We start from the raw sequence: 13,641 nt of genomic DNA, 5'->3' as shown, positions 1-13,641 counted from the left end.
ATAACCTCAAAAGCGAATGTTTTGAGGTTCAAGATAGTGAAAAAAATAGTCTATTTTTTTATTGATTTTAAAATCAAAATCTAATCACAGTTGCTCTCTATCTTAATTTTTTAAAACGTAGTCGAAGTGAATTGCCAATCACAATTACATCTGAAAATGCCATAGAGAATGCCGCCAGCATAGGACCTAAAAATCCCATCGCTGCAAGTGGTATTGCCACGATGTTGTAAGCAAAAGCCCAAAATAAATTTTCTTTGATTGTTTGTAAGGTATGTCGACCAATAAGTAATAGATTCTCAATGGATTTTAGATCAGAGTTCAATAAGATAATTTTTGCCGATTGAATGGCAACGTGACTTGCATCTCCCAAAGAGATGCCAACATGAGCTGTGGTTAGGGCAGGGGCATCATTGATTCCATCTCCAACCATGGCGGTGATACCTGCTTTTTTTAATTGATTGATGATGTTTAATTTTTCTTCTGGATTGCGGTCAGAATAAACTTCTGCTATTCCCAGTTTTTGAGCCACTTGATCACATTTAGTTTTGCGGTCGCCACTCAGTATGACGGGTATAATGTTTTTAGCTTTAATCGCCTGAATCAATTCTTTTGCATAAGGTTTTATTTGATCTTCAATAACCAGTCCCGCAACAACAACGTCATTGATAGATAATATCAAGTCATAACGGTTCGAATAATCAACTTTTCCTAATCGTGCATTGATCAGTTTGTATGCATTGTTGTTGGTATCTGTTGCATAGATGCCTTCGCTTTTAATCTCTTTGACATCTTGAAAGATGATGCGGTATGCTTTCACCTCTGTCATATGTTGGCGTATAGAGGTTGCAATAGGATGATTCGAATAACTTTCTAATTGGGCGATAATAGATTCAACTTGCTTTTGTTCGATACCAAAGGTTTGGATTGCTTTAATATTAAAATCGCCCGTTGTCAAAGTACCTGTTTTATCAAATACCATATACTTCAATTCTGACATTTCTTCGATCGTATCACCTCCTTTGATTAATATTCCCATTTTTGCAGCTCTGCCCAATCCAACCATGATTGCCGTTGGTGTTGCTAACCCCATAGCACAGGGGCAGGAGACGACAAGTACAGCAATGGCATTCATTAACGACTGTTGCAATGAAATTTCAGCAATAAAATACGTGATGAAAAATGTGAATACCGCTATGACAACCACTAAGGGTACAAAATAAGAGGCAACTTTATCACCTAGCTTTTGAATAGGAGGTTTCTTTGATTGCGCATCTTTGATCAAGGAGATGATCTGTGAAAGTACCGTTTTACGACCTACTTTAGTCGCTGTTATCTTAAAGTTACCATCTGTTAATGTTGTTCCTCCAATAACGCTATCATATTTCTTTTTAAATACAGGTAGACTTTCCCCCGTAATCATAGCTTCATTGACAAACCCATCCCCAGATAAAATATCACCATCTACAGGGATGAGATCTCCTGATTTGATGAGTAGAACATCTCCCTGTTTGACATCTTTCGTATGTATTATTTCTTCATGTTCACCTGAGATTCTGGTCGTATTCACATTTTGAATTTTGATGAGATCTCCAATTGCTGAGGTTGTTTTTTTGACAGACTTCTTTTCTAGCAAGTTTCCTAAAAGAACTAAAGTAATAATCGTAGCACATGTTTCATAAAACATATAATCAGGGCCCAGCTGCTGGATGGTACCGATGAGACTGTAGGTGAATGCTGCCGACGACCCTATAAATATAAGCACATCCATATTAGGCATTCCATTCCTTAAGGAAAAAAATGCACTTTTGCCAAAATGAAAGAAACCAAGTAAGAATACAGGAATACATAGCCCAAGTTGTACATAAGGATCATGCAACAAAGGGTGATGGATAAACATATGGGCAAATAATGGAATCGTAAAAATCAGACTGAACCAAAATTTAGTTTCTATTTTTTTGTAAAAATGTTCTTTCGGCGCTTCATCGGTTACGACATGGAAGCCTAAGTTTTCTATACCCTTGGTTATTTCTGTAAGACTTTCTTGTGCGATACCTGAAAATTTCACTTCATCTGAAGCAAAGTCCACAAATATATCTTTAGCATCCTTTTTCTCTAAATATTGATGTATGGCTATTGCACAATTCGTGCAATGCATCCCAGTTACAGTAAGTTCTACAGTTGTTGTTTCTTCCTTCATACTTTTTCGACCGCTGGTCTACTGCAAATATACTTAATTTTAGGTGTATCATTTTTCTATATTGATTGAAAAATGATTAGTTTAGTTCCTCAAGAAAATCAGATTTAAATGGTTAAAAATAAATTGTCCCTATCATTCGTCGTTCGTTGCATTCTTTGGCTAGCCTTAAGCTACTCATTTGTTGGTTTAGCCTCATTTTATGAACAAAATCGTATTATACTACATTTCGCTTATGCTTTAAACACATTTTTGACTGCCAATCTGCTTATTTCTATTGGACGATTTTTAATTGTTTCGCTATACAATCGTAAACATGCAAATCACGATGTCAGGGGTAATTTTGTTTTAGGTATCTCACGCGTTGCGCGTGTGCTCAATGCTGCTATGATTGTGGTTACGGTTATGATTGCATTGGGTATTGATCCAAAGGAATTCATTACTAGTATGACCATTGTCGCGATGGCGATAGCCGTTATCTTTAGGGAGTACATAACCAATATGATAAGTGGATTATTGGTCATGTTCTCTGACCAATTTTCTATTGGAGATCATATTAAAATTAGCAATTATCAAGGTAAGATCGTTGATATTACCTTAGCCAATATTGTTGTTAGGGATGAAGATGATGATGTGGTTTTAATTCCTAATAATCTGATATTTACGTCCACTATGGTGAATAAGTCATCTCAAAAGTCCAATAAGCTCATTGTCAAGTTTGAGCTTCCTTTAGAAAAACCTCTTGAGATTACTTCTTTTGAAAACCATTTGAAACCGCTGCTCAAAGTAAATAGCAACATTATTTGGAATGATTTATTTAAAATAAAAGTCGCTGAAGTGGGCAAGGATTTTGTTAAATATAAAATTGAACTGACAACCATATCCAGCAGCAATAAGTTACATCATCAGATTCAAAATGAAATCTTAAATGAAATGTTATTATTTCGCTCTAGAGAAGACTAGATTTTGCGAACTTTTACATTTTTAACAAAATGATGACTACCTTTTTCTAAGATCAGATCTGCTCGATATCGAGTCGGCAATATATTGTGTATTAGATTTGGTTTGTTGATCTCATTCCAGATTTGATGCGCCATCTGAATACTCTCCTCTGCGTTCATATCGGCATAGCGATGAAAAAAAGATGCTGGATTTTGGAAAGCTGTACGTCGTAAAGACTCAAATCTATTGGTATACCACTCTAATAGATTTTTCTCACTGGCATGAACGTAAATGGAGTAATCAAAGAAATCAGAAACGAAAACACTGTGTCCTTTTCTTGGTCTTTGCGAATTGACTTGCAGTACATTGATCCCTTCAACAATAAGGATATCCGGATGATCTATCAATTGTTGTTGATCGTCCGGTAAGACATCATATTCAAGATGACTATATAAGGGGACCGAAAGGGATCCCATACCTGATTTTATCGCCGATAAAAATTGTATTAATTTTTTAGCATCGTAACTCTCAGGGAAGCCCTTTCTATTCATGATATCTCGCTCATTTAAGATATGATTAGGATACAAGAATCCATCGGTCGTTACTAAATCTACTTTTGGCTTATTAGGAAGTAAGCTCAAAACCCGTTGTAGTACACGGGCAGTCGTACTTTTTCCAACAGCAACAGAACCTGCAATACCAATAATAAATGGAAGTGTACTTTCATTTTTTTCAAAAAAATGGTTTGTACTTTTATGCAAGTCCTGAAAACGTTCAATATGAATACCCAAAAGATGACTTAGCGGAAAATATACATCTTCAATTTCTTCAGCGTTCAAAGGTTCATTGAGTGCATGCAATTGATCCAAATCGTGTTGCGAAAATTTGTGCTTCAAGTGACCATTCAGTTTTTTCCAATTTTCTCTTTTTATTGAAGTAAAAGGAGAGTCAATTGGAGTGTGCTGTTCATTTTGCATGTTCATAGATTCTTTGTGGCGACAAATATAGCATCTGATGGATATAATCAAAAATTCTAATCGATTTTTTTAGATCAAATTAGAAGAAATGATAATTGGATTAGATAAAATTTTGTGAATAGGACATTTTTCTGCGATCTGTAGCAGACGATCTTTTTGCTCCTGGTCCAATTCTCCTTTAAAAGAGAGGTGACATTTTATATAGGTTGTTTGTTGTAATTCACTTTTTAAAGTTTCATAGGAAAGTTTAATATTGACCTCTTCCAATTTCCATTTTTTACGATCGGCATACATTTTTACTGTCATTGCCTTACATGAGCCTATTGCAGATAGTAATAGGGCAGGAGGATTAACCCCTTTATCCTGTCCACCTAGTTCCTGTGGTTCATCAGCAATCAAGGTATTTTTCCCATGTGTAATGGTTGTTGTATAAGGAATATCGCCAATCGTTACCAAGATCTCGTTATCGTTCATATTTCTAAATATAAATAATAATTAGGATAGTATGAATTTAAAGTTTTTTAAATCCTTATTCATCTTCCAATAGCCCTTCGATGATCAGGCTTCCAGTCGCTGGATTGGTTGCCAGTGGAACATTATATAAATCGCAGACCCGCATTAGCATTTGAATATCTGGTTCATGAGCATGTTTACCAAGTGGATCCCTAAAAAAGATGATACCATCCACCTTTCCTTCCGCAGCAAGAGCAGCAATTTGTGCATCACCACCCATAGGACCGCTTAACTTTAGCTCCACTTCAAGCCCTGTTTGTTTTACATAAGAACCAGTTGTACCAGTTGCGACCAAATGTGCCTTTCTTAAAAACTCGATATGATCCTTTACAAAAGCAACCATTTCTGGTTTCTTACCATCGTGCGCGATTAAAGCAATTGTTTTTATCATCTAAATAAATATTGAAAAATTTAACCAAAAAGATATAGGCTAAAATAATAGCCGCGATCAAACCCACCAAATCAGCAATCAAGCCACATATAAGAGCGTGTCTGGTATTTTTAATACCGACAGAACCAAAATAGACAGCCAGAACATAAAAAGTTGTTTCAGAAGATCCCTGGATAACACTTGCCAGTCTACCTTGAAACGAATCAGCCCCGTACGCTTGCATCACATCTACCATAAGACCTCTTGCACCACCGCCACTTAACGTTTTCATCAATCCAACCGGAAGTGCTGGCACAAAACGCGTGTCTAGACCAAAATAAGCAAAGCATGCCCCGATTGCATTTACAAGATAATCCATACATCCAGTAGTCCTAAAAGCAGAAATAGCAACTAAAATAGCGATTAAAAAAGGAATAATCATAATAGAAGTTTTAAACCCATCTTTAGCCCCATCAATAAAAGCATCGTATACATTTAGTTTCTTAAATGCACCATAAACGATAAATAAGATGATAATAGAAAAGATTAAAACGCCACCAATTAATCCAGTAACAATTTCAATTTTTTCAGGAGGTAAGCCATTTAAACCAAAATATAATGCAGCCATTAAAACAACAAAGCTCCCTAAAAAAATGAGTATAGGTAATTTAAATAAGTTGATTTTTTGAAAAAAAGCAACAGCCACCATACCAGATATAAAAGAAATAAATGTTCCGATTAAGGCTGGAATAAAAATATCAGCAGGATTAGCAGCACCATTAGCCATCCGTAGTGCAATGACTGATGTAGGAATTAATGCAATACCAGCCGTATTTAAAACCAAAAACATGATTTGTGCATTAGTCGCTGTTTCTTTTTCAGGATTGAGTTCCTGTAGTTCTTGCATTGCCTTAAGTCCAACGGGCGTGGCGGCATTATCCAAACCAAGCATATTCGCAGAAAAATTCATGATAATAGAACCATTCGCAGGATGATTTTTTGGAATCCCAGGAAACAACTTACTAAAAAAAGGATTAACCGCTTTAGCAAACAATGTAATCATACCTGCTTTTTCACCAACTTTCATGATACCCAACCAAAACGTCATCATACCAACTAGCCCTAACGAAATTTCAGCCCCATTTTTAGCACTGTCAAACATGCCATTGATTATTTTCATGAAAATCTCGGTATCACCAAAAAAAAAGAGCTTGATCAAAGCAACAATGAATGCAATAACAAAAAAGGAGATCCAAACGATATTTAGTGCCATATTGATTTAAAATATGCGTAAATGTAAACTTTTACAACCTATCCATCAACTTCGACCACGGATTTTTCTTGTTTTTAGCATTATTTTCTTTGATCAAGTGATCTACGATCCGGTTCAGTTGATTTTCATTTTCACTCATGAGTCTATCTGCCAGAGAGATGAGCTTTTGGATGTTGTTTTGAGAAGCTGCATCCATAGAAGATTCGACACTTGACATATTTGTAGGTTCTAAACGAACATAATTTTTTGATTTTCGATTAAACTTGAATAATTGTTCAATAAAAAACTCTGTGCTTTCAGAAGAGGCGCTTGTCATGATATCCACCAAGGCAGGTCCGATCTGAATAGCTAATTTTTTCTTAAAATGTTCATAATTATAGGCCGTCTTTGCTATACCTGTACCTAAAGAAACCATAAATAGATCGTTTATTTCCGTATCTTCAAAAGCCTTCATCACCTCCAACAAAGCACAGATGGATGGATTTTGAGCCACCATCCCACCATCTACCAATGGATATCTCGTTCCCGCTATGGAATAGATTTCAGCAACAGAGAAATAGGTAGGAGCAGCTGAGGTCGCTCGGCAAACGTCTTTTAAATAGAAGTCGCGGGCTGTACCATGCGTGATCGCTTTTTGTTGCCTAAAAAAATGATTCTTTCGGAGCTCTATATTATACGCCGTGATGATACATGGCTTGATGAGTTGACTGAGTTTCGTTTCTCCAAAATATTGTTTCAATACACTCTCAAGCGCAGTAGCAGAATACAATTCGCTTACCAAGCCAAATTCGCTTAAAAATTTTCTCCATTTTGTCGTTTTAAAAATATCACTACCGTGAGAAACGTAGAGATTGAGCGCCTCTTTAGCAGAAAATTTAGGTTTTAAAGGATTTTCATCACTAGGGTATAATAAGATACACGCCAAAATACCACCTGTACTTGTACCCGCTATAAAATCAAAATATTCGGCAATTCGAGCATCAGGATCATTACATTTTTTTTGAAGAATTTCTTCTAATACCACTAATACTAAAGCTGGTATTATACCTCTAATCCCACCCCCATCTATGGAAAGTATATTTTTCATTTTTAATGTTTATCCTTATAAAAATAGGATTAAATAATGAAATAGGTAAATGCTTTTTCTCTTTATTTATTGGATATCGTCTTGTTTGTGGAACAATTACTGTCGAATGACATGAATGTATCAAATTAGAGTTCAAATAAAAAGGGTGCGATTATTAAGCTAATAATCGCACCCTTATAGGTCAAATCGTGATTTAAGAAAACCAAGCCAACACCTCGTCTTTTGTTGGCATTGCGATTTCTAATTTCATTTTTTTACGCATTCCGCCCAAGTCGTTAAAAACTTTGTTTGGGTTAGCGTCTTTCAATTCAGGGATTGTATTAAAACCCATTTTTTGTAATACAGGCACCCATTCAGCTGGAATTCCTAGTGCTATATAATCTTCAGTTGAAGCAACTGTCGTAATCTTTTCTGGACGCATTTGAGGAAAGAATAATACTTCCTGAATAGAAGCATTATTGGTTAGGAACATGATTAAACGATCCATACCAATACCTAAACCAGAGGTTGGAGGCATACCATATTCCAGTGCACGTAAAAAGTCCTGATCGATAAACATGGCTTCATCATCTCCACGAGCGGATAATGCCATTTGAGCTTCAAAACGCTCACGCTGATCAATAGGGTCATTCAACTCAGAATAAGCATTAGCGATTTCTTTACCACACACCATCAATTCAAAACGTTCAGTAATCTCTGGATTATCCCGGTGCTTTTTAGTCAATGGAGACATTTCTTTTGGATAATCTGTGATAAACGTCGGTTGAATATAGTTTCCTTCACATTTTTCGCCAAAAATCTCATCAATTAATTTTCCTTTGCCCATGGTGTTGTTCACCGCAATTCCCATGTCTTTAGCCGCTTCAAAAATTTCTTGTTCAGATTTTCCAGTGATATCAAAACCTGTAAATTCCTTAATTGAATCGGCCATAGTAATCCTTTTATAAGGGGCACGGAAATCGATTTCATGTTCACCGAATGTCGTTTTCGTTGTTCCATTTACAGCAATTGCACAGTGTTCTAACAATTGTTCTGTAAACTTCATCATCCAGTTGTAGTCTTTATAAGCCACATAAATTTCCATTGCTGTAAATTCTGGATTGTGTGTGCGATCCATTCCTTCATTTCTGAAGTTTTTTGAAAATTCGTAAACACCATCAAAACCACCCACGATCAAGCGTTTCAGATACAATTCATTTGCGATACGCAAATATAGAGGCATATCTAAAGCATTATGATGCGTTATAAATGGACGTGCTGCTGCACCCCCAGGGATAGACTGAAGAACTGGAGTTTCCACCTCCATATAACCTGCTTCATTAAAGAAGTTACGCATAGCGCTAAACAACTTCGTTCTTTTGACGAAAATCTCTTTATTTTGCGGATTAACAACAAGATCTACGTATCGCATTCTATAGCGTAATTCCGGATCTGTAAAAGCATCGTATGTTTTTCCTTCTGCAGTTTTTACAATTGGAAGAGGGCGTAATGACTTCGATAATACTGTTAATTTTTCAACGTGAACACAGATTGCTTCCGTTTGAGTTGTAAAAACATAGCCTTTGATTCCAACGATGTCACCAATATCTAATAATTTTTTAAAAACGACATTATACATCGTTTTATCCTCATCAGGACAGATGTCATCACGTTTTATATAAGCTTGAATACGGCCTGAACTATCTTGAATTTCGAAAAATGAAGCATTTCCCATGACACGACGGCTCATGATACGTCCCGCAATGCTTATATTCTTATAGTTAAGCTTATCTCTATCGTAATTTTTTAATATATCAGCAGCATTTGCACTGATCTCAAACTCTTCAGCCGGATAGGGGTCGATACCCAAATCCACAAGAGATTGCAATGCCTGTCTTCTTAATTGTTCCTGTTCGGATAATACAGTACTCATTGGTAAGGATTAAATAATATAAAAATCAGACAAAAATAGCTTTTTTTTTGCATTTATAGGAGCTCAAACTATTTTATATTTTATAAAATAATCCTGTAGCATAATGTTATTGGAGATCGTTATTAAACTGTACTTAATAAATAGCATGACAGAAATTGAAATAAAGACTTTTAGAATCTTAATTTAGAAAGTATTATTTTAGATGAAGATTAGCAAATTAATATAGTCTTATTTGAGTGAGCATTATACAATCATACTTTAAAAAGGGAAAGCAAGAAACACTGAAAGGTGCACTGGATGAGTGTTTGCGTGGTCGTGAGCAGGGGAAGGCTTTTGTCTATAAAAAGTACTATGGATACTTAATGGCTATCATTATTCGCTATGTCAAATCCGATGTAGATGCAGAAGAGTTAACAAATGAGGCATTTATACGAATTTTCAGACGTTTAGATTCTTTTAATCATTTGGTTGAAGAAGAAGTGTTAGAAAAATCATTTCGATCATGGATCGGTAGAATTGCAGCCAACATATCCATTGATTTTCTGCGATCAAAAAAGCAGATGATTTCATTAGAAGATGTGGCAGAAAATAGTATACATGTTCCCATGGTTTACAATTCAAGTAATTTAGAGGTTAGCGATATCATGAAGTTATTAGATTCATTGCCTGAATTGCAACGTATTATCTTCAATTTATATGAGATTGAAGGTTTTTCACATGATGAAATTGCAAAGCAGTTATTAATTCCCGATAGCACCTCCCGTACTTATCTTACTCGAGCAAAGCAAAAACTAAGGATGCTTTATTTGGAACAGAATAAGATAGGACAGGAATTTAAATAATAAGAAGTAGTTACTAAGATGACAAAAGAAAAAGATAAGGAATTGATAGACGACATCGTCGATAAAATGAAAGCTCATGAGCTTCCTTATTTAGAAGGGGCTTGGGAAAAATTTGCGTCAGATCATACTACTCTTGTTTCAAAAAAGCAAGTTAATTGGAAGTATTGGAGTACAGCTGCAGCAGTATTATGTATTGCCAGCGCTTCATTTTTATATCTAAGACATCTACCTCAGGAAGATTTACCTGGTGTTGCACATCTAAAAATAACAGAAAAACTGGTTCAGCAAAAGGATGATTTAGATACAACAATCGATTCTCCGACATGGTCATTCAGTGATCCGCAGAAAAATCGTACAGAAGCCAATTCCAATTCTACTGATCAAAGTCCTGTTCGTACCATAGATCATGATGAGCATAACATGCTTACTGCTGGACATGACTTGAGTTTTTCAACTCCTACTTTCAATGATCATGATCAAAGAAATGATTTTATAGATCCTCAACCTTCAACGATTAAAGAAGTTGTAGAAACAAAGAGAGAGGGAGTAAAGGATCATAATTTAGTAACCAATAGCAGTGTCAATAACACTAACGAGAGTACTCGTTCCATTGCTGAAAAACTGGAAAACCTCGGGTCCTTATATCCTGGTAATGCAGCAAAGCATGATTTTGCTTCAGCGATTAAAAAGTGGGAGATAGGAGCCTTTGTATCCCCGTCTTCGACTGTGGATAAGATGAGCTTAGGTGGTGGTTTAAGTCTAGCATATCAAGTCACGGATAAAATCAGTATTCGATCGGGAGTTTCTATGCAACAATATGGTGCAGGTGCAAATCGTCAAGATAATTTAAGCGCTGTGCAATCCGCAAATATCTCCTATAATGCAGTTGTATCCAATAATTCGATCGTTAGACATGATGAATCATTGCTATTGGCCAAACAGCAAGCTCCAAATAAAGAATTAAGTGCAGTAAATAATAAACTTTTGACCATTGATATACCCGTAGATGTACGCTATCATGTCACGAAGAGTTTCTATACTTCCGTTGGTGTATCTTACATAGGTGTTTTGGATCAAACGCAAGAAAATTATTTTGTCAATGGAATAAATGAGAATACTGCGGCAGATAATGGAAATGCAGTTTACGCACCAGAAAATATGAAACAATCCTTTAAGGGGAATGCGGTCAATACAAACGAGTTTAATGGATTTGTCAATTTCTCTGTTGGTAAAAAGATGCAGGTAGGAAAGAAATTGTCTGTAGCAGTCGAACCATTTGTAAAACTTCCTGTTGGCGGACTTAAGTCTACCGATTTTAACTATACCAACGGAGGTCTGAAAGTGGTGACCAGCTTTTAAATCTGGTCAATACGTACAGCACCCATTCCTGCAGCCAAAGCGCCCTGCACTCCAGGTACTCCATCTTCATAAACTAAACATTTTGATGGAGCTATCTGCAATCTCTCCGCTGCCAAAAGAAAAGGTTCTGGAGAGGGTTTGCCATGAGGCGTGTCACCCGCACATACCAAAGTTTCCAATTTATCCAATACATCAAGTACTGTTAAGGTGATATTTAGAGTTGATCTAGATCCTCCCGATACCGCTGCAATACGTTTTTTGCCAATTTGAAATTTTAAATGTTCGACAACATAGTCTATAGGTTGGGTTTCCTGAATAAAACGTTCTATAAAAATCGCTGATTTACGAGTTGAAAATTCTTGAACATCAAAAGATTTATTATAGCGAATACAAATTTCTTTTGCAACCGCGACAGTAGGCCAGCCCGCAGTTTCATCGATGAGGCCATCATCCAATAATACATCATATTCTAGCGCCGTAGCGACATAGGCTGCTTTATGTGCACTTATATTATCGGCTAATGTACCATCTACATCAAATAATAAGGCTTCGTATGATTCCGCTATTTCATTAAGTTTATTAAATTTCGCTATTGATTCAGGTGACATATCTAAATTTTAAGTCTGCAAACTTACAAAAAAAGCTAGTCTTAACGACTAGCTTTTCTTCTTTGTTTTTCTTTTATGATTAAACCCAGTTCGCGACCTGTTTGGCCTGCAACCGAAGTATTTTCCTGTGCTCTCCGAAATAAATACGGCATTACAGCCTTAATTGGACCATAAGGCATATATTTTGCCACATTGTAGTTTGACTCAGATAGGTTGAATGTCAAATTATCAGACATCCCCAACAATTGTGCAAAATAGATGCGATCACTTCTATGGTCGATACCACGTTTGTCCAGTTCATTCGCTAACAAAAGACTGCTTTCCTCATTGTGAGTACCAGCCATCATGCCAAACCGATCGATATGATCCAATATGAAATGGATAGCAGCATCATAATCTTTGTCAGTTGCTGCTTTTGTTGGTTGGATAGGAGATGGGTAGCCCTTCTCAGCAGCTCTCTGTCTCTCAATCTCCATATAAGCACCACGTACTATTTTAGCCCCTATAAAGAAATTTTGCGTATTAGCATAGTCAAAATCTGCTTTTAATGATGCTAATTTATCGTGGCGATATAACTGGTAGGTGTTGTATACAATAGGTTGTTCTTTATTGTATTTTTCCATCATATCACGTGCGATATCATCAATAGCATCTTGGATCCAAGAGTGTTCAGCATCGATCAGTACCTTCACATTAGCCTCATAACAAGCTTTACAAATTTGATCACAACGATCATACATTCTGTCGTATTCCGCTTGTTCTGCTGTAGTTAATGTTTGGTTTGCATTTACTTTTTCAAATAGATCAAAACGACCTAATCCAGTAGGTTTAAATACGGAAAAAGGAATGTATTTATTAGTTTTAGCTGCAACTACCGTGCGTAAGGTTTCCTTAAAGGTAGCATCAAAAGCTGCTTCTGTATCCTCACCTTCTACCGAGTAGTCTAAAATCGTACCAACGTTATTTTCGCCCAAATGATTGATTGCTGCCGTGCAACCTTCAATTGTTTCTCCCCCACAGAATTGCTTAAAGATTGTTGATTTAATGATTCCTTGAATAGGTAATCCAATATTAAGTGCAAAATTAGTGATTGGAGGACCGACTTTTACTAAAAAGTTGCTAGCTATTACTTTGTAAAGTAAATAAGCACGATCTAAATCTTTATCGGTTTTACTTTTGAATGCAATTTCTGTATTATCAAAAGATAGTTTTCTGGTTTCAACAATCTGTGTCATCATTTTAATCTAATCCACACAAATGTAGTAAATTCAAAAATATTACCACTTATTGATTAGGAGATTCCTGAAATATTAACTTATTTTTGCTGTATGCAAACATTCAAAATCGAAGGAGAATATATTCCATTAATTCAGTTACTTAAAGCTTTAAACTGGGTGGAACATGGTGCTATGGCTCAATTAGTTGTGACTGAAGGTATGGTCATCGTTAATGGTGAGGTGGAGTACAGGAAAAGAATGAAAGTGAGACCTAATGATATCGTTGAATTTGAAGGTCAACAAGTAAAATTGGTATAATATTTAACAAAATTTGTTTATAAAAAACA

13 protein-coding genes are annotated in these 13,641 nt (G+C 36.0%); 4 read left to right on the top strand and 9 right to left on the bottom strand.

Annotated features, from left to right (window positions below):
• Nucleotides 1-97: 97 nt before the first annotated feature.
• Nucleotides 98-2,197: a heavy metal translocating P-type ATPase gene (locus MUB18_RS18035; RefSeq protein WP_248754138.1), complete on the bottom strand. Its 2,100-nt coding sequence runs from the start codon at nucleotides 2,195-2,197 to the stop codon at nucleotides 98-100.
• 108 nt (nucleotides 2,198-2,305) lie between these two features.
• Here MUB18_RS18035 and MUB18_RS18030 point away from each other — a divergent pair, with 108 nt between their 5' ends.
• Nucleotides 2,306-3,157 (top strand): mechanosensitive ion channel family protein, encoded by an 852-nt coding sequence (locus tag MUB18_RS18030; protein WP_045754484.1) that lies wholly within the window; start codon nucleotides 2,306-2,308, stop codon nucleotides 3,155-3,157.
• Here MUB18_RS18030 and coaA read toward each other — a convergent pair.
• The 6 genes from coaA to lysS form a co-directional block, all read right to left on the bottom strand.
• Complete coding sequence (gene coaA / locus MUB18_RS18025; RefSeq protein ID WP_248754137.1) at nucleotides 3,154-4,119, bottom strand: type I pantothenate kinase; 966 nt, start codon at nucleotides 4,117-4,119, stop codon at nucleotides 3,154-3,156. The two genes, MUB18_RS18030 and coaA, sit on opposite strands and share 4 nt — an antisense overlap.
• 63 nt (nucleotides 4,120-4,182) lie before the next feature.
• Nucleotides 4,183-4,587 carry an OsmC family protein gene (locus MUB18_RS18020; protein WP_045754486.1) on the bottom strand — a complete coding sequence of 135 codons (405 nt, stop codon included), beginning with the start codon at nucleotides 4,585-4,587 and terminating at the stop codon, nucleotides 4,183-4,185.
• A 55-nt stretch (nucleotides 4,588-4,642) separates the two neighbouring features.
• Nucleotides 4,643-5,017 carry a methylglyoxal synthase gene (locus MUB18_RS18015; protein WP_045754487.1) on the bottom strand — a complete coding sequence of 125 codons (375 nt, stop codon included), beginning with the start codon at nucleotides 5,015-5,017 and terminating at the stop codon, nucleotides 4,643-4,645.
• Nucleotides 4,980-6,269 carry a nucleoside recognition domain-containing protein gene (locus tag MUB18_RS18010; protein WP_248754136.1) on the bottom strand — a complete coding sequence of 430 codons (1,290 nt, stop codon included), beginning with the start codon at nucleotides 6,267-6,269 and terminating at the stop codon, nucleotides 4,980-4,982. The genes MUB18_RS18015 and MUB18_RS18010 overlap by 38 nt, the downstream gene beginning before the upstream one ends.
• Nucleotides 6,270-6,300: 31 nt before the next feature.
• A complete protein-coding gene (locus tag MUB18_RS18005; protein WP_248754135.1) occupies nucleotides 6,301-7,356 on the bottom strand; it encodes a patatin-like phospholipase family protein in 1,056 nt (351 codons plus the stop codon).
• 193 nt (nucleotides 7,357-7,549) lie between these two features.
• Nucleotides 7,550-9,268 carry a lysine--tRNA ligase gene (lysS, locus tag MUB18_RS18000; RefSeq protein ID WP_094771630.1) on the bottom strand — a complete coding sequence of 573 codons (1,719 nt, stop codon included), beginning with the start codon at nucleotides 9,266-9,268 and terminating at the stop codon, nucleotides 7,550-7,552.
• 236 nt (nucleotides 9,269-9,504) lie between these two features.
• Here lysS and MUB18_RS17995 point away from each other — a divergent pair, with 236 nt between their 5' ends.
• Complete coding sequence (locus MUB18_RS17995) at nucleotides 9,505-10,110, top strand: RNA polymerase sigma factor (protein ID WP_045754491.1); 606 nt, start codon at nucleotides 9,505-9,507, stop codon at nucleotides 10,108-10,110.
• Between the two features lie 18 nt (nucleotides 10,111-10,128).
• Nucleotides 10,129-11,469: a hypothetical protein gene (locus MUB18_RS17990; RefSeq protein WP_248754134.1), complete on the top strand. Its 1,341-nt coding sequence runs from the start codon at nucleotides 10,129-10,131 to the stop codon at nucleotides 11,467-11,469.
• On the opposite strand, the gene MUB18_RS17985 is transcribed toward MUB18_RS17990, so the two are convergent.
• Both MUB18_RS17985 and MUB18_RS17980 read right to left on the bottom strand, forming a co-directional pair.
• The gene (locus tag MUB18_RS17985) at nucleotides 11,466-12,077 is read right to left on the bottom strand and encodes an HAD family hydrolase (protein ID WP_045753559.1); all 612 of its coding nucleotides are present in this window, start codon (nucleotides 12,075-12,077) and stop codon (nucleotides 11,466-11,468) included. The two genes, MUB18_RS17990 and MUB18_RS17985, sit on opposite strands and share 4 nt — an antisense overlap.
• Nucleotides 12,078-12,118: 41 nt before the next feature.
• Nucleotides 12,119-13,312 (bottom strand): proline dehydrogenase family protein, encoded by a 1,194-nt coding sequence (locus MUB18_RS17980; protein WP_045755412.1) that lies wholly within the window; start codon nucleotides 13,310-13,312, stop codon nucleotides 12,119-12,121.
• Between the two features lie 93 nt (nucleotides 13,313-13,405).
• On the opposite strand from MUB18_RS17980, the gene MUB18_RS17975 reads away from it, so the two are divergent.
• A complete protein-coding gene (locus MUB18_RS17975) occupies nucleotides 13,406-13,612 on the top strand; it encodes an RNA-binding S4 domain-containing protein (protein WP_045753558.1) in 207 nt (68 codons plus the stop codon).
• Nucleotides 13,613-13,641 lie beyond the last annotated feature (29 nt).

The organism is Sphingobacterium sp. PCS056, assembly GCF_023273895.1.
Classification (GTDB): Bacteria; Bacteroidota; Bacteroidia; order Sphingobacteriales; family Sphingobacteriaceae; genus Sphingobacterium.
The sequence above is the reverse complement of the archived record's forward strand: the minus strand, read 5'-3'. Positions and strand labels throughout refer to the sequence as shown.

Excerpts from the sequence above, each read along its gene's own strand:
- MUB18_RS18035 (WP_248754138.1), bottom strand. The coding sequence starts at position 2,197 with ATGAAGGAAGAAACAACAACTGTAGAACTTACTGTAACTGGGATGCAT.
- MUB18_RS18030 (WP_045754484.1), top strand. The coding sequence starts at position 2,306 with ATGGTTAAAAATAAATTGTCCCTATCATTCGTCGTTCGTTGCATTCTT.
- coaA (WP_248754137.1), bottom strand. The coding sequence starts at position 4,119 with ATGAACATGCAAAATGAACAGCACACTCCAATTGACTCTCCTTTTACT.
- MUB18_RS18020 (WP_045754486.1), bottom strand. The coding sequence starts at position 4,587 with ATGAACGATAACGAGATCTTGGTAACGATTGGCGATATTCCTTATACA.
- MUB18_RS18015 (WP_045754487.1), bottom strand. The coding sequence starts at position 5,017 with ATGATAAAAACAATTGCTTTAATCGCGCACGATGGTAAGAAACCAGAA.
- MUB18_RS18010 (WP_248754136.1), bottom strand. The coding sequence starts at position 6,269 with ATGGCACTAAATATCGTTTGGATCTCCTTTTTTGTTATTGCATTCATT.
- MUB18_RS18005 (WP_248754135.1), bottom strand. The coding sequence starts at position 7,356 with ATGAAAAATATACTTTCCATAGATGGGGGTGGGATTAGAGGTATAATA.
- lysS (WP_094771630.1), bottom strand. The coding sequence starts at position 9,268 with ATGAGTACTGTATTATCCGAACAGGAACAATTAAGAAGACAGGCATTG.
- MUB18_RS17990 (WP_248754134.1), top strand. The coding sequence starts at position 10,129 with ATGACAAAAGAAAAAGATAAGGAATTGATAGACGACATCGTCGATAAA.
- MUB18_RS17985 (WP_045753559.1), bottom strand. The coding sequence starts at position 12,077 with ATGTCACCTGAATCAATAGCGAAATTTAATAAACTTAATGAAATAGCG.
- MUB18_RS17980 (WP_045755412.1), bottom strand. The coding sequence starts at position 13,312 with ATGACACAGATTGTTGAAACCAGAAAACTATCTTTTGATAATACAGAA.
- MUB18_RS17975 (WP_045753558.1), top strand. The coding sequence starts at position 13,406 with ATGCAAACATTCAAAATCGAAGGAGAATATATTCCATTAATTCAGTTA.